Annotated in this window: 13 protein-coding genes and 1 pseudogene; 7 read left to right on the top strand and 7 right to left on the bottom strand. The window is 68.9% G+C overall.

The features are described from left to right. Window positions 1–340: pseudogene (locus DMB42_RS50550) on the top strand (cation diffusion facilitator family transporter); the annotation flags it as partial. 137 nt (window positions 341–477) lie between these two features. After that, on the top strand, window positions 478–2,055 hold the full coding sequence (locus DMB42_RS50545) for a M28 family metallopeptidase (protein WP_125648787.1): 1,578 nt from the start codon (window positions 478–480) through the stop codon (window positions 2,053–2,055). Window positions 2,056–2,153: 98 nt separating this feature from the next. Here the strand turns inward: DMB42_RS50545 and DMB42_RS50540 are convergent, their stop codons facing one another. Together DMB42_RS50540 and DMB42_RS50535 are read right to left on the bottom strand one after the other, a co-directional pair. Beyond that, window positions 2,154–3,509 (bottom strand): IS701 family transposase, encoded by a 1,356-nt coding sequence (locus DMB42_RS50540; RefSeq protein WP_125648784.1) that lies wholly within the window; start codon window positions 3,507–3,509, stop codon window positions 2,154–2,156. Window positions 3,510–3,610: 101 nt separating this feature from the next. Next, entirely contained in the window at window positions 3,611–4,456 is an 846-nt protein-coding gene (locus DMB42_RS50535) for a DUF1963 domain-containing protein (protein WP_125648781.1), read from the bottom strand. A 341-nt stretch (window positions 4,457–4,797) separates the two neighbouring features. Between DMB42_RS50535 and DMB42_RS55815 the strand changes: the two genes are divergently transcribed. Beyond that, window positions 4,798–5,520 carry a hypothetical protein gene (locus DMB42_RS55815; protein WP_260478413.1) on the top strand — a complete coding sequence of 241 codons (723 nt, stop codon included), beginning with the start codon at window positions 4,798–4,800 and terminating at the stop codon, window positions 5,518–5,520. Beyond that, window positions 5,439–5,612: an ATP synthase F0 subunit C gene (gene atpE / locus DMB42_RS50530; protein ID WP_260478412.1), complete on the top strand. Its 174-nt coding sequence runs from the start codon at window positions 5,439–5,441 to the stop codon at window positions 5,610–5,612. Before DMB42_RS55815 ends, atpE begins: the two co-directional genes overlap by 82 nt. A 126-nt stretch (window positions 5,613–5,738) precedes the next feature. Here atpE and DMB42_RS50525 read toward each other — a convergent pair whose 3' ends face one another. Then, window positions 5,739–6,947 carry an acyl-CoA dehydrogenase family protein gene (locus DMB42_RS50525; RefSeq protein WP_125648775.1) on the bottom strand — a complete coding sequence of 403 codons (1,209 nt, stop codon included), beginning with the start codon at window positions 6,945–6,947 and terminating at the stop codon, window positions 5,739–5,741. A 144-nt stretch (window positions 6,948–7,091) separates the two neighbouring features. Between DMB42_RS50525 and DMB42_RS50520 the strand changes: the two genes are divergently transcribed. Next, window positions 7,092–8,243, top strand: coding sequence for an MCE family protein (locus tag DMB42_RS50520; protein WP_125648772.1), 1,152 nt, complete (start codon window positions 7,092–7,094; stop codon window positions 8,241–8,243). Window positions 8,244–8,260: 17 nt separating this feature from the next. On the opposite strand, the gene DMB42_RS50515 is transcribed toward DMB42_RS50520, so the two are convergent. Further along, window positions 8,261–9,463: an MFS transporter gene (locus DMB42_RS50515; protein WP_125648769.1), complete on the bottom strand. Its 1,203-nt coding sequence runs from the start codon at window positions 9,461–9,463 to the stop codon at window positions 8,261–8,263. 87 nt (window positions 9,464–9,550) lie between these two features. Here DMB42_RS50515 and DMB42_RS50510 point away from each other — a divergent pair, with 87 nt between their 5' ends. Then, complete coding sequence (locus tag DMB42_RS50510) at window positions 9,551–10,123, top strand: TetR/AcrR family transcriptional regulator (RefSeq protein ID WP_125648766.1); 573 nt, start codon at window positions 9,551–9,553, stop codon at window positions 10,121–10,123. 95 nt (window positions 10,124–10,218) lie between these two features. Here the strand turns inward: DMB42_RS50510 and DMB42_RS50505 are convergent, their stop codons facing one another. After that, window positions 10,219–11,151: a glucosyl-3-phosphoglycerate synthase gene (locus DMB42_RS50505; protein WP_125648763.1), complete on the bottom strand. Its 933-nt coding sequence runs from the start codon at window positions 11,149–11,151 to the stop codon at window positions 10,219–10,221. A gap of 35 nt (window positions 11,152–11,186) precedes the next feature. Then, window positions 11,187–12,659, bottom strand: coding sequence for a helix-turn-helix domain-containing protein (locus tag DMB42_RS50500; RefSeq protein WP_396986369.1), 1,473 nt, complete (start codon window positions 12,657–12,659; stop codon window positions 11,187–11,189). A 267-nt stretch (window positions 12,660–12,926) separates the two neighbouring features. Between DMB42_RS50500 and aceA the strand changes: the two genes are divergently transcribed. Continuing rightward, a complete protein-coding gene (gene aceA, locus DMB42_RS50495) occupies window positions 12,927–14,213 on the top strand; it encodes an isocitrate lyase (RefSeq protein WP_125648759.1) in 1,287 nt (428 codons plus the stop codon). Between the two features lie 106 nt (window positions 14,214–14,319). Here the strand turns inward: aceA and DMB42_RS50490 are convergent, their stop codons facing one another. Further along, window positions 14,320–14,673: a hypothetical protein gene (locus tag DMB42_RS50490; RefSeq protein ID WP_125648756.1), complete on the bottom strand. Its 354-nt coding sequence runs from the start codon at window positions 14,671–14,673 to the stop codon at window positions 14,320–14,322. Window positions 14,674–14,706: the final 33 nt, after the last annotated feature.

Genomic DNA, 14,706 nt, shown 5'->3' with positions numbered 1-14,706 from the left:
CCTGGCCATCGGGATCTTCGTCGCCGTCCGCGCGATCTCCCTCGGCCGCCAGGTGTTCGCCGTCCTGGGCCAGCACGTGCCCGAGGGCGTCGACGCCGCCGCCGTGGCCGCCGACCTGGCCGCCATCGAGGGCGTACGGAACGTGCACGACCTGCACCTGTGGACCCTCACCTCCGGCATGAACGTGGCCACCGCGCACCTGGTCACCGAAGAGCCCGGCGACAACCACGCCGTCCTGGACCGGGCCAGGGAACTGCTGCGGCAGCGCCACCACATCTCCCACGCCACGCTGCAGGTCGAGCCGGTCGACCATCAGGGCTGCGACGAACTGGGCTGGTAACGGGCCCGTACCCGGCGCGCTTTTGTCCGGTATCGGACGACCCTCATTCTTCCCCTGGGTGGATTTGTCGGCTTATGTATTCTCCTGGGCCGCTGAATCGGGGAAAACATCTGTTCATCTCAGTTCGAGGAGCTCGTATGCGCATCACCCTGCGCAGAGGCACCTTCCGCGTCCTCGCGACGGCCGCGGCACTGTCCCTGCCCCTGGCTCTCCTACCGGCCGCGGCCCAGGCGGAACCCGCGCCTGGCCCGGCCGAGAGGAAGCTGATCGACTCCGTCACCGCACCGGCGGTGAAGAAACACCTACAGGCGTTGCAGAACATCGCCGACGCCAACCACGGCAACCGCGCCGCCGGCACCAGCGGCCACCTGGCCTCGCGCGACTACGTCGTCGGCAAGCTCAAGAAGGCCGGCTACAACGTCACCCTCCAGCCGTTCGACATCGCCTACTTCGAGGAGAAGTCGACCGCGCTGATGGAGCGCGTCTCGCCCAACCCGCGGGTCTTCACCCCGACCCCGCCCGACGGCTCCTCCGTGGGCGAGTTCGACACCATGACGTACTCCGGGCCCGGCGAGGTCACCGCGACGCTGCAGAGCGTCGACCTCGTCCTTCCTCCCGGGCCGACACCCAGTACGTCCAACTCCGGGTGCGAGGCCGCCGACTTCGCCGGGTTCACGCCGGGCAACATCGCGCTGCTGCAGCGCGGCACCTGCGACTTCGTGGTCAAGGCGCAGAACGCCAAGGCGGCCGGGGCCGTGGCTGCCGTCATCTTCAACGAGGGGCAGCCGGGACGTACCGCGACGCTGCTCGGCAACCTCGGCACCCCGGTCACCATCCCCGTGGTGGGCACCAGCTTCGCCGTCGGCCAGGAACTGGCCGCGACCGGCGGCGTGGTGCACCTGAAGACCGACACGATCAGCGACATCCGCACGACGTACAACGTCATCGCCGACTCCAAGTGGGGCGACCCGAACAAGGTGGTCATGTCCGGCGCCCACCTCGACTCCGTACCGGCCGGGCCGGGCATCAACGACGACGGCTCCGGCACCGCCGCCACGCTCGCCGTCGCCGAGGCCTTGGGCAAGATCCCGACCCGCAACCGGCTGCGCTTCGCCTGGTGGAGCGCCGAGGAACTGGGCCTGCTCGGCTCCATCCACTACGTGGACACCCTGCCCGCCGCCGAGCTCTCCAAGATCAAGCTCTTCCTCGACTACGACATGCTCGGCTCCACCAACTACGCCTTCAAGATCTACGACGGCGACGACTCCGACGGCGTCGGCGCCCGCGGCGGCCCGCCCGGATCCGACGAGATCGAGAAGCTCTACGAGAAGTACTTCGACCTCCTCCACCAGGGACACAACGGCACCGACTTCGACGGCCGCTCCGACTACGGCCCGTTCATCGAGGCCGGGATCCCCTCGGGCGGGGTGTTCACCGGCGCGGAGGGCATCAAGACGCCCGAGGAGGCCGCGATCTTCGGCGGCACCGCCGGACAGCCGTACGACCCCTGCTACCACCAGGCGTGCGACACCGTCGCCAACATCAACGACAAGGCACTCGCGCTGAACACCGGCGCGATCGCCACGGCGGCCGTCGTGTACGCCTACAGCCGCGACCTCCCGGGCCCCGACACCGCCCGCCCGGCTGCCGCCAAGACCCGCACCGCCCCCACGACCACCACCAAGGCCACCATCGACGGCAGAACAACCGGCTGACCCGCTACCCCCAATGACTTGTGCGCCCGTCGTCACGAACGGCGGGCGCACAGTTACGGCAGCTGTAGATCGTTACTTGAGGCGGCTGATGTCGGCGGTCACGTGACCGATGCCGCTGTGATCTCGTTCCATCGCCGATGGCAGGCTGCGGCCCGGTGTTGATGGCGTCGTCGCCAGAGCGACCAGTGCAGGGCGTGTTCGGGATCGAGGTCCTGTCTGGGACGGGCCAAGATGAGGATGCGTAGGAGTTTCAGCAGTTCACGACAGCTCACCGGGACCAGATCGGCAGGGATGGGCGTGGTGTTGTGGTGGCGTTCGCTGCTGGCGATGACGGCCAGCAGCACGTAGGAGATCATGCTGATCAGGCACCAGCGATGCCAGGACCTCCAGGTGGTGACCTGGCCCTGATCCAGCCCGGTCAGGCCCTTGGCAGCCTGGAAGTCTTCCTCGATCCGCCACCGGCGGCACACCACATCGACCAGCACATGCAGCGGCACTCGGGCGGCTGACCAGCACCGATAGAACGACACCGTGCCGGTGTAGCGGTGCCGGCGAACCAGCAGCGTGCCGTGTCCGGTCTCGTGGTCGTCGGAGGTGTCGTCGCAGAGCACCTTGATCATCGCCCAGTCGTAGTGGCGTTCGCCCTTGGTTCCGCTGCCGGTACGCAGCCGCTGCCAGGACCTGGTCGGCACGCGTTTGACCAGGTCGGTCACGGTCGAAGTGGCTGCCGCGGTCCGTATCCGATGGTCAGACTTGACGGCGATCACATAGCTGTAGCCCAGGGCGCGGATCGCGGTACGTGTCTCGCGTCCGCCGTACACCTCATCGGTGGCCACCCAGGCGCGAGTGACGCCGTCCGCGTGTAGCTGGGCGAGCATCTCGACCGCGAGCTGCGGTTTGGTGGCGAATGACAGCTCCTCGGGGACCCCGGTCAGCTCGCGTCGCTCCTCATCCGCGGCCCAGGCGCTGGGCAGGAAGAGCCGGTGGTCGATCAGGGTGTGCCCGGCCCGGGTGGCGTAGGTCAGATGCACCGCCACCTGGCACAACCCGACCCCGCCCAGCGCACCGGAGTACTGGCGGGCGGCGCCCACGGCATCGGTGGAGGACTTCTCATCGCCGGTCTCGTCGGCCACCAGCACCACGTCCTCGGTGCCGAGACGCTCGATGGCCCAGGCCGCGGCCTTGGCTCGGACGGCGTGCTCGTCCCACCTGGCCCGGGACAGGAAGTGCTGCAGCCGGTGCGGGCCGCGATGCCCGATCGCCTCGCTCAGGGTCCAGCAGTTGGCCGTCCCCTCGACCGTGAGCAGCGCCTCGATCGTGTCGCGGCAGGTCAGCCGGGTTTCTCTGCGCGGGAAACAGTCCGCTACCCGGTCCATCAGCTCCGTGAAGAAGGCGGGCCAGCGCTCGTGCGCTACGGTGAGCTCTGCGGCCACCGCGTCAGGATTCGTCGTCACAAACGATCATGATGCTGGTGGCCGTTCTCATGCTCGCAGGCACCCCAGCGATCAGCGCCTAGCAGATCCCGATCTACAGCTGCCGTAACTGAATCTGATCTTTACCAGCCGGAGGCGTCAGCCACTACGTGGGAAAAATCACCGTGTTGAAGCGCGCGTGAGGGGCTTACGAAGTGCAGCGATCCGCCGTCGCCCCACTCGAATTCATGAGTGCCCGCAAGCTCGAGTATGTGGGTGAATTCCTCCTTGGGACGCAGGCTGGTCTGCAAGCATGAGCCAGCCCCCAGTTTGGGCCAGCCGAAGGCTTGATGGCCGGACAGTGGCTGTCGGGCTGTGTAGTCGGCCCAGGCCTGACCGAACCTTTGGTCGATGAACAAACCCTGGAACGCCCCGTAGATGCCCTCGGCGGCGTGGGGCCCCAGATCCAGGCCGAAGAGCACAGGGTCGTCCGTGAAGTCCGGGAGCGTGATCCTGGTCACCGGGCTCAAGGCGATCGAAGAGAAGGTCGTGGCGAGTGGTGGCGCCTGCACTTCGCTGGCGCGAGCGGGGTCTGCAGGAACGATCCGGCAGGTCAGCGGGTTGCCCAATCCCGGAAGGGCCTCCCGAAATGGCTGCATGTCCTGGTAGTCCGGATCGTCGATCTGCAGGAAGAAGAAGTTGAGCAGCCCGGGGCGAACCGGAAGTTGTGCACCGACCCAGGGGCCGAGCTGTTCCGTGTCGATCACGGCGAGCAGGCTGAGCGGATAGTTCTCGTAGTGGGGCCAGGAGGTGCCGGGGTCGAGCACCGCCGAGCCGCCGAGTTGGGACCGCCCAGGCCAACCTCCGCCCATAACAGGAAGAAGAGCGGCTGCGGGTTTGGCCAACGCCGCCAGCTGCCTCCCGACGTGATCGCCCAAATGCTTCACGCACAGGTCGCCGAGCTCGCTCACTGCCGCGTCGAGGTCCATAAGATCATTATGTCGCCAATCATGATCAGACAGTCGAGGCTTTCCCAAGACAGATCTGTCGGGTGCTTCGTCGGCGCTGATGGCTGTTGCGGCAGCTGTAGATCGGGATCTGCTAGGCGCTGATCGCTGGGGTGCCTGCGAGCATGAGAACGGCCACCAGCATCATGATCGTTTGTGACGACGAATCCTGACGCGGTGGCCGCAGCCTGCCATCGGCGATGGAACGAGATCACAGCGGCATCGGTCACGTGACCGCCGACATCAGCCGCCTCAAGTAACGATCTACAGCTGCCGTAACAGTCTTGTCCATACCCCGCCTGTAACGGCGCCGCAATGGACACATGAACGGCCGAACCCTCTGGGTGATCTTCGCAGGCATCGCGGTCAGCGGCGCCGGCGGCATCGGCGCGCTGGTCGCGGTGAATTACGCGACAATCGGCACCACCACCGCCCTGAGCTGGGTCACCATACCGATTTCCGCGATATCGGTGGCACGCGTCACCTTTGCGGCCCTCATGGAAAAGGACCGGGTAAAGGCCGCCCGGGAAGACTCCGCCGCGACACTTCGCCGCCGCATCCAGGCCGTCAATCATTCCTTCACGGAAGCCGCCACCCTGATGGACGAACGCCGGCGTCACCTCGAAGCCCAGCAGGCCACCATCCGCGCCGAACGACACCGGCAGTGGACGTTCTTCACCCCTGGCGTCGGCCGCCCGCGTCCCGGAAATCGCCACAGGCGTCGATACGGGAGTTCCCCGCCCCGGGAAGAGGAGAGCATCTTGATCGATTTGTCCAGTGCGTTGATCAACGAGCAATTGACGTACAAATTGGAGCAATCAAGTATTTCTTTCGCCGCATTCACCGGCTGGAATACGAGTAACCGCGGTTTCCCAGCTTCATCGGTTTCCAGAAAGGCGGCGCAATGCAAGTACTCGCTGAAGTATCCGGCAACATCACCGCCATTGGTTACGGTCTCGCTGCAATCGGTCCCGGCATCGGCGTCGGCATCATCTTCGGTCAGGGCGTGCAGGCCATCGCCCGCCAGCCGGAGGCGTATCCCCTGATCCGCCAGAACATCTTCCTCGGCTTCGTCCTCACCGAGGCCCTCGCCCTGATCGGCCTGGTCGCGCCGTTCATCTTTCAGCTCGTCAGATAACCGCCCGCCCGCGGCCCGGGAAACCGTTCCCGGTTCGCGACAACGGCATCGGAGCGGCGTGCCCGCGCTGACGATCGCGCGGGCCCGCCGGCTCTGCGGCTCCGGCGAACCGGTCCCTTCAGGACGTCAGCGGACCGGGAGGCCGGTGACGGCGCGGCCGATGATCAGTCGCTGGATCTCGCTCGTGCCCTCGAAAATCGTATAAATCTTGGCGTCCCGGTGGAAACGTTCGACGGGGTGCTCCCTGGTGTATCCGGCTCCGCCGAGGATCTGGATCGCCTGTTCGGTCACCCACACCGCCGTCTCGCCCGCCACCAGCTTCGACATCGAGCCCTCGGCCTGCTCGAACGGCCGGCCGTTCCGGGCCATCCAGGCGGCCCGCCAGGTCAGCAGGCGGGCGACGTCGACGCGGGTGGCCATGTCGGCGAGCAGGAACGCGATGGCCTGGTTGTCGCCGATCTTGCGGCCGAACTGCTCGCGTTCGCGCGCGTAGTCCCTGGCGTACTCGAAGCCCGCGCGGGCGATGCCCACCGCCATGGCGGCGACCGACGGGCGGGTGGTCTCGAACGTGCGCATCGCGGCCTGCTCGCCGGCGCGTTCGCCGTTGCGGACCCTGGCCAGGCGGGCCTCCAGCTTCTCCTTGCCGCCCAGCAGGCACGAGCCCGGCACGCGTACGTCCTCCAGGACCACCTCGGCGGTGTGCGAGGCGCGGATGCCGTGCTTGCGGAACTTCTGCCCCATGGACAGGCCGGGCGTGCCGGGCGGGATGACGAACGACGCCTGGCCGCGCGTGCCCAGAGACGGGTCCACGGAGGCCACGACCACGTGGACGTCGGCGATGCCGCCGTTCGTGGCCCAGGTCTTGACGCCGTTCAGCACCCAGTCGCCGTTGTCGTGGACGGCGCGCGTGCGGATCGCGCCGATGTCGGAGCCGGCGTCGGGCTCGGAGGCACAGAAGGCGCCGAGCTTGACGTCGTTCTCCGTGCCGAACATCTGGGGCAGCCACTCCCCCATCTGCTCGGGCGTGCCGTTCGCGGACAGCGCGGCGGCGGCCAGGCCGGTGCCGACGATGGACAGGCCGATGCCGGCGTCCCCCCAGAAGATCTCCTCGAACGCCACCGGCAGGGCCAGGCCGCTCTGTTCGAACCATTGGGTGGCGAAGAAGTCCAGCGAGTACAGGCCGACCTTGGCGGCCTCCTGGAGGATGGGCCAGGGCGTTTCCTCGCGTTCGTCCCATTCCGCGCCCGCCGGGCGGATCACGTCGCGGGCGAACGCGTGCACCCAGTCGCGCACCTCGATCACGTCGTCACTGAGCTCCGGACAGAAGCCGGTCATCGCGTCCACTCCCTGGCCATTCGTCAAGCGTTACCGTTGGTAACACGTTACCGGTTGGTAGAACGCGGCCGGAAGGTGCGGGAGTTCGGCAACTCACGGTAAGGTTTCGGTCACCGTACGCCCACCTTCTCCTCGGGAAGGCCGATGAACCGCCGGCTCGCCGCACTCCTCGCCGTCCTCGTGCTGGCGGGCGCGTATCTGCTGTTCAGGCCGGTCGCCACCACCCGTCTCCACGCCTCCTTCGACGCCGCCGTGGGGTTGTACCCAGGCTCGGACGTACGGGTGCTCGGGGTGCGGGTCGGCCGGGTGACCTCGGTCCGGCCGGAGGGCGGCGAAGTCCTGGTGGAGCTGGCCGTCGACGCCGGGCGGAAGATCCCGGCCGACGCCCAGGCGGTCGTCGTCGCCCGGTCGTTGATCGCCGACCGGTTCCTGCAGCTCACGCCGCCGTACCGGGGAGGCCCGGCGCTCCCGGACGGCGGGACGCTGCGCCGTACCCGCTCGGCGGTCGAGATCGACGAGGCGTTACGCGGCTACGACCAGCTCGCCACCGCCCTCGCCCCTCCCCGGCGGTCCGCATCCGACGGTGCGGACGCGCCCGCCGCCGAGCGTGGTGCGCTGGCGCGGCTGCTGCGGGTGTCGGCGAGCACGTTCGGCGGGCAGGGCGAGACCGTGGGCGCCACCGTCCGCGGCCTGTCCGACGCGGCCTCCGCGCTGGCGGGCGACGGCGACGACCTGGCCCGGACGGTCCGCGACCTCGCGACCGTCACGGGTGCGATGGCCCGTGACGACGCCCGCGTCCGGGCGTTCATGAAGGACCTGGCGGGCGTGTCGGCCCAGCTCAACGGCGAACGCGAGGAGCTGCGGGCGGTGCTGAAGGAGTTGTCCTCCACGCTCACGCAGGTGGCGGACTTCGTCGAGGACAACCGAGGCGAGATCACCGCCAACACCCGCGATCTGGCCCACATCACCGACCTGCTGGTACGCCAGCGCGAATCCATCGGTACGTTCCTCGACGCGGCGCCGCTCGCCCTGAACAACGCGAACAACGCCTACGACCCCGCGAGCGCGACCTTCAGGGCCAGGTTCAACCTCAACGGCCAGACCGACGACGTCGCGATGTGGTTGTGCTCGCTCGCCCACTCCATGAACACCGGCTGCGACCCCCTGCTCAACGCGCTCAACCCGCTGGGCAGGGCCCTCAACGACACGGTGGCTCTGGACACGTCCTGGTTGTTGCCCGACGTACGGGTCGAGCGTCCCGACCTGTCCCTCGGCGGCCTGGTCACACTCCGCTGACCGCCCCGGGTGGGGCATCAGGGAGTGGGCGTGGTGGCGCGGCGGGTCGAGGCGAGGACGGCCAGGGACGCCAGGCCCATGCCGATCGCCAGGGCGTACACCAGCGGGGTGAACCCGCCGAACACGGCCGCCAGTTGCGGGCCGACGCTGCCGCCGACGGCGAGGGCGAAGGAGAACAGGGCCAGGGCCGTACCGCGGGCGGGTCCGGCCTGGGCGGAGATGGCCTCGTTCATGCTGGGGAGGCCGCCGGTGATGGCGGCGACGTAGACGGCCAGCAGGAGCACCAGGCCGAGGGAGGCGGCTCCGGTGAGGGCGACAGCGGCGAGGGCGAGCGCGCCCACGGCCAGGAACGAGGCGGCCCTGGCCGTGGTGGGGATCCGGGCCAGCCACGGCATGAGCACGGGCATCAGCACGATCGAGGGCAACCCGGAGGCGCGCAGCGTGAGCAGGTCGGCGGGGGACGTGCCGCCGTAGATCTGCAAACCGGTGTAGACGGCGACAAACCCGGCCATCAGCACGACCGTGGCGAGATAGCGCAGCACGAGCACCTGGTCGAACAGCAGGCCGGGCACCGCGCGGTAGGCCGACAACAACGATCCGCTCGCCTGGCGCGGCAGGTCGGGCAGCATGACGGCGCGCAGGCCGAGCCAGGCCAGGGCGAAACCGGCGGCCGACAGCAGGAACAACCCCCGCCAGCCGATCGACTCGACCAGCACCTGAGCAGCGACTTGCAACAACACGGCCGAGGCGAGGAACGCCCCGGTCACCGCGGCGATGGCGACCACCCGGCGCCGCGGCTCAAGCCGTTCGACGAGGTAGGCCATGCCGGCGGGCGGGAACATCGCCACGGCCACCCCCTGCAGGGCGCGCAACGCGAGGGCCACCTCGGGGTTCGGGCTCAACGCCACCAACGCGCTGGTCAAGGCGGCAAGAGGCAGGCCGATCATCAGCAGGCGACGGCGTCCGTAGCGGTCCGACAGCGGGCCGAACACCAGGAAGCCCAGGCCGTAGCCGACGCCGAACGCGGTGACGAGCCAGGTCAGGTCGCCGGGCGAGGCGTGCCAGCCGGTGGCCATGTCGTGCAGCAGGGGGATCACGATGTACAGCTGACCGCTGCACAGGACCGCGGTGAGGGTGAACGCCAACAGGGTGCGGCCGAAGCGGGCGTAGTCGGTACGGGCCGCGGGGGCGGCTGCCGTACGAGGAAGCGTGAGTGCCATGGCAGAGGACGGTAGCCAACCAACCAGTTGGGCGTCAACTATTTAGTTGGATTACAACCAACCAGTTGTTCGTGGCATGATGGAGGCATGTCAACCAAGGTCTCGACCGCCGCCACCCGGGCCGCACTGCTGGAGGCCGCCCGCGAGGAGTTCGCCGCGTACGGCGTGGCGGGTGCGCGCGTGGATCGCATCGCCGAGCGCGCGGGCGTCAACAAAGAGCGCATCTACGGGCATTTCGGCAACAAGGAGAAGTTGTTCGACGCCGTCATCAACGAGGCGCTCGACGACCTGACGTCGCAGATCGCCCTGCCCGGCGCCGATCCCGTCGACTACGTGGCCCGGCTGACCGACTACTACCGGCGGCACCCCGACCTGGTGCGGCTGCTGATGTGGGAGGCGCTCAACTACCGGGGCCAGGAGCTGCTGCCCGGCCAGGAGGCCCGGGTGGAGCGTTGTGCGCGCAAGGCGGCCTCGCTGGCGGAGGGGAGTGGCGAGGAGCCGTCCAAGGCGACGGCGCGCACGCTGTTCATGCTGACCGGGCTGGCCCTGTTCCCGTCGATGATGCCGCAGCTCGGACGGATCATCCTCGGCGACGACGCCGACGACCACGACGCCATCCGCGACCAGCTCAGCAGCTTCGTGGCGGCCGCCCTCAAGTAGGAATCCACGAACGGACTCGGGCGCCGCTCCACCCTGGGACGGCTCGCACGAGCCGGCCAGGCGGGTCGAGGCCCCGAGGTGCTCCCTCGAGCCGGTCAGGTGGGTGTGGTCAGGGTGAGCATGGGTGGGCGTTCGTCGATGCCCACCTGGCGGGTCAGTATGTCGTGACCGCCCTCGCAGCGGCGGAACTGGGCCAGCTCCATCGAAGGCACATGCCGGGACTCGATCTTGCCCTGGCGTTGCAGCCGGGACCAGGCGGCCAGCATGATCTGGGCCGCCATCCCGCCGAGCGCCTCCGTCGACTGCGGAGCGTGCTCGCGCGACCCCAGGTCCACCTGGGCCAGGGCGTCGAGCCCGGCCAGGTCCAGCAGGTCGATGAGCAGCCCGAGCTCCACCCCGTACCCGGTGAGGAACGGCACGCGTTCCAGGGCCGAGCGGCGGCCGGCGTACTCGCCGGCGAGCGGTTGCATGAAACCGGCCAGTTCGGGCCAGTGCAGGTTGATCAGTGGGCGGGCGACCAGTTCGGTGACGCGGCCCCCGCCGGTCGGGGCGCCGTTCAGCGGACGGTCGTAGCAGCCCTTGGCGTAGACGACCGTGGGGTCGGTGAGCATCGGGTCGAGCAGCCCGGCGACGAGTGAGGCACGGAAGTGCCTGATGTCGGCGTCGGCGAAGGCCACCACGTCGCCGGAGGTGACCGCCAGCGACTTCCACAGTGCCTCGCCCTTGCCCTCCATCGGCGCGAGTTCGGGCAGGATGTCTGTCTGTGCGTGCACGGCGGCGCCGGCTTGTGCCGCGACGCGCGCGGTGTCGTCCTCCGAGCATGAATCGATGACCACGATCTCGTCCACGACGCCGTCGAGCTCGCGCCGGATCACCTGGACGATCTCGCCCACGGTCTCGCGCTCGTCGCGGGCCGGGAGCACCACACTCACCGTGGTGTCCCCCTTGGCCGCCAGCAGGTCGGACAGCGGCCAGTCCGCGGCGCACGAGGTTCGGCGATGCCACCATTTCCGCACATCAGGCAGCATGTGCGACACCTCCCCCGTTCCCCCCACATATCAGCTTATGCGGTGGTCGCGTGGCGCTCCAGGAAGGTATAGACGTCGGCCTCGTCCACACCCGGGAACGACCCGGGCGGCAGGGCGGCCAGGATGTGCGAGTTGGCGCGCGCGGAGGGCCAGGCGTACCCCTCCCAGCGTTCGGCCAGCTCAGCGGGCGGACGGCGGCAGCAGTCGCCGCTGGGGCAGCCGGATTTGGTGCGGTTGGTGGTCTCCCGCCCCCGAAACCAGCGCGACTCCCGGTACGGCACCCCCAGCGTGATCGCGAAGTCCCGTTCCCGCGACGGATCGACGTGGGCCACGCAGAAATAGGTGCCGGTGGGCGAGTCGGAATACTGGTAGAACACCGAGAAACGGTCGGGCGAGGCGAACACCTGCCGCCCCGACCACTGCAGGCACATCCGCTGCCCCTCGATGGCCCCCTGCTCGTCGGCGGGGAAGACGATGCCGTCGTTCTCGTACGCCTTGTAGATGGTGCCCCCGGCGTCGTTGCGCACGAAGTGGCAGACGAGGCCCAGGTGATGGGTGGCGAGGTTGGTGAAGCGGTGGGCGGCCATCTCGTACGAGACCGCGAACACGTCGCGCAGGTCCTCCACCGACAACGCCCGCGCGGCCTTGGCCTCCTGGAGGTAGAGCGCGTCGGCCCGCTCGGGCACGAGCACGGCGGCGGCGAAGTAGTTGGCCTCGGTGCGCTGGCGCAGGAAGTCGGCGAAGTCGCGCGGCTTGCCGTGGCCGAGCGCGAGGTGCCCGAGCGTCTGGAGCAGGATCGTGCGCGGGGTGTGCATGCCGAGCTGCTCGTGCTTGACGTAGATGCGCCGGTTGCGCAGGTCGGTGATGGAACGCACCGAACGCGGCAGGTCCTGGGCGGTGTGGACGGTGTAGCCGAAGTGTGTGACCAGGCCCTGGATCATGCTCTGGGACAGGGCCCCGGTGCGGTAGCCGACGGTGTCGAGGGCCTCGGCGGCGGCCTTCTCGATGTCGGGGAAGTAGTTGCCCACCTCGCGCTGCCTGCGCCGCAGCTCGGCGTTGGCGGCCCTGGCCTCCTCGGGCGTGGCGGTGCCGCGCGCCTGCCGGGCGCGCAGCTCGCCGTAGAGGCCGAGCAGGTGTTCGAGCACGTCGTTGGGCACGCGCGCGGAGACCTTGAGCCGGGGCAGGCCGAGCCCGGCGTAGATGGGGTCTCGCTGTGCCTCTTCGAGCGCGATCTCAAGCTGGGCCCGCCGGTTGGGCGGTTGGCGGCGCAGCAGCTCCTCGACGGGGACGCCCAGCGCGGTCGCCAGGGACTTGAGCAGCGAGAGTTTGGGCTCGCGCTTGCCGTTCTCCAGCAGCGACAGCTGACTGGGCGCCCTGCTGACACGCGAGCCCAGGTCCGACAGGGTGAGGCCGCGCTGTTTACGCAGGTGGCGAAGGCGCTGGCCGAACGCGATCAGATCGAGCTCCTGCGTCAAAGACAGCGGTTCTTCGCCTAGCAGGGACGCCATGCAGGCATCTTAGACAGAAATTCGGCCTATTTTCTAGTCTTTGGACGTTCAGGGCCTACCGGGCGGGGGCACGGCTGCCGCCTTCCGTTCACTGCTGGGATTGGTCTAGTCCAACGGGAAAACTCGGGATTTCTTCTCATCTGAATACCCGTCGGTAATACACGTGACGGAAACTTCGAGCGTTCTTCTCTCCTGGAGCCTCTATTGACGCCGGGTCTCAGGGCAGATGATCGGCGTGAGCCCCAGGGGACGACAAAGGAGCGAACGATGAACGATCGCCTCAAGGGAGCTGCTGAGCAGCTGCAGGACGAATGGGACAACGACCCTCGCTGGGAGGGCGTCGAGCGCACCTACGGCGCCGAGGACGTGATCCGGTTGCGGGGCAGCGTCCAGGAGGAGCACACGCTGGCCCGCCTCGGCGCGCAGCGCCTGTGGGACCTGCTACGGACCGAGGACTACGTCCACGCCCTCGGCGCGCTGACCGGTAACCAGGCGGTCCAGCAGGTGAAGGCCGGACTGAAGGCGATCTACCTGTCCGGCTGGCAGGTGGCCGCGGACGCCAACCTCGGCGGCCAGACGTACCCGGACCAGAGCCTCTACCCGGCCAACTCCGTGCCCGCCGTCGTGCGCCGCATCAACAACGCGCTGCTGCGCGCCGACCAGATCACCTGGTCGGAGGGCGTGGCGGACGCGCCGCACTGGCTCGCGCCGATCGTGGCCGACGCCGAGGCCGGGTTCGGCGGCGTGCTGAACGCGTTCGAGCTGATGAAGGGCATGATCGCGGCCGGCGCCGCGGGCGTGCACTGGGAGGACCAGCTCGCCTCCGAGAAGAAGTGCGGCCACCTGGGCGGCAAGGTGCTGATCCCGACCGGCCAGCACATCAAGACGCTCAACGCCGCGCGGCTGGCCGCCGACGTGTGCGGCGTCCCCTCACTGATCGTCGCGCGGACCGACGCACAGGCCGCGACGCTCCTGACCAGTGACGTGGACCCGCGCGACCAGGCCTTCACCACCGGCGACCGCACCGCCGAGGGCTTCTACCGGGTACGCAACGGCGTGGACTCCTGCATCGCCCGCGGCCTGGCCTACGCCCCGTACTCCGACCTGCTGTGGATGGAGACCGGCACGCCCGACCTGGACGTCGCCCGCGAGTTCGCCGAGGCGATCAAGTCCCGCTACCCGGACCAGATGCTGGCCTACAACTGCTCACCGTCGTTCAACTGGAAGAAGCACCTGGACGACTCCACGATCGCCAAGTTCCAGCGCGAACTGGGCCACATGGGGTACAAGTTCCAGTTCATCACGCTGGCCGGGTTCCACTCGCTGAACTACTCGATGTTCGACCTCGCCCAGGGGTACGCCGCCGACGGCATGACGGCGTACGTCGAGCTCCAGGAGGCCGAGTTCGCCGCCGAGTCCCGCGGCTACACCGCGACCCGGCACCAGCGCGAGGTCGGCACCGGCTACTTCGACCTGGTCAGCACGGCCGTCGCGCCCGACTCCTCGACGACCGCGCTCAAGGGCTCCACCGAAGAGGAGCAGTTCCACCACTGATCCCCCGATCTCGCCGGCCACCTCCAGGGCATGGGATGGTTCCCCCGGCGAAGGGCCGCGCCGGCTCCCCCAGCCCGGCGCGGCCCCTTTTCACGTCGGTCGCGCGTCAGGCGCCCTCGCGGGCCCACGACGGCAGGTCCTGCTGCTCGGTGATGTCGCGGACGAGCTGGGCGTGCGCGTCCTCGGCCTGCTGCCTGGTGGACCAGTGGAGGCTCAGCACCTCCTGGCCCCCGGCCCGGGGACCCGCGCCCGGCGGCGCCAGGCGCACGGTCGACTCGAACAGCAGCGGCACCGTCCCGCCGTCGGCCTGGTCGAGCACCAGGTGCAGGGTGCGGACGCGGAACGTTCCGGCGGCGGTGCCGACTCGGTCGTCGCCGATCGTACGCCCCGCGCGGTCGGCCAGCAGCTCCTGCGCCCGCGCAGGGCTGATGGGATTGCCCTCTATGTCGTAGTAGCTCATGAACGGCCTCGCTCTCGGGTGCGGGGGAGGCGA

The organism is Nonomuraea sp. WAC 01424, assembly GCF_003947315.1.
Classification (GTDB): domain Bacteria; phylum Actinomycetota; class Actinomycetes; order Streptosporangiales; family Streptosporangiaceae; genus Nonomuraea; species Nonomuraea spiralis.
The sequence above is the reverse complement of the archived record's forward strand: the minus strand, read 5'-3'. Positions and strand labels throughout refer to the sequence as shown.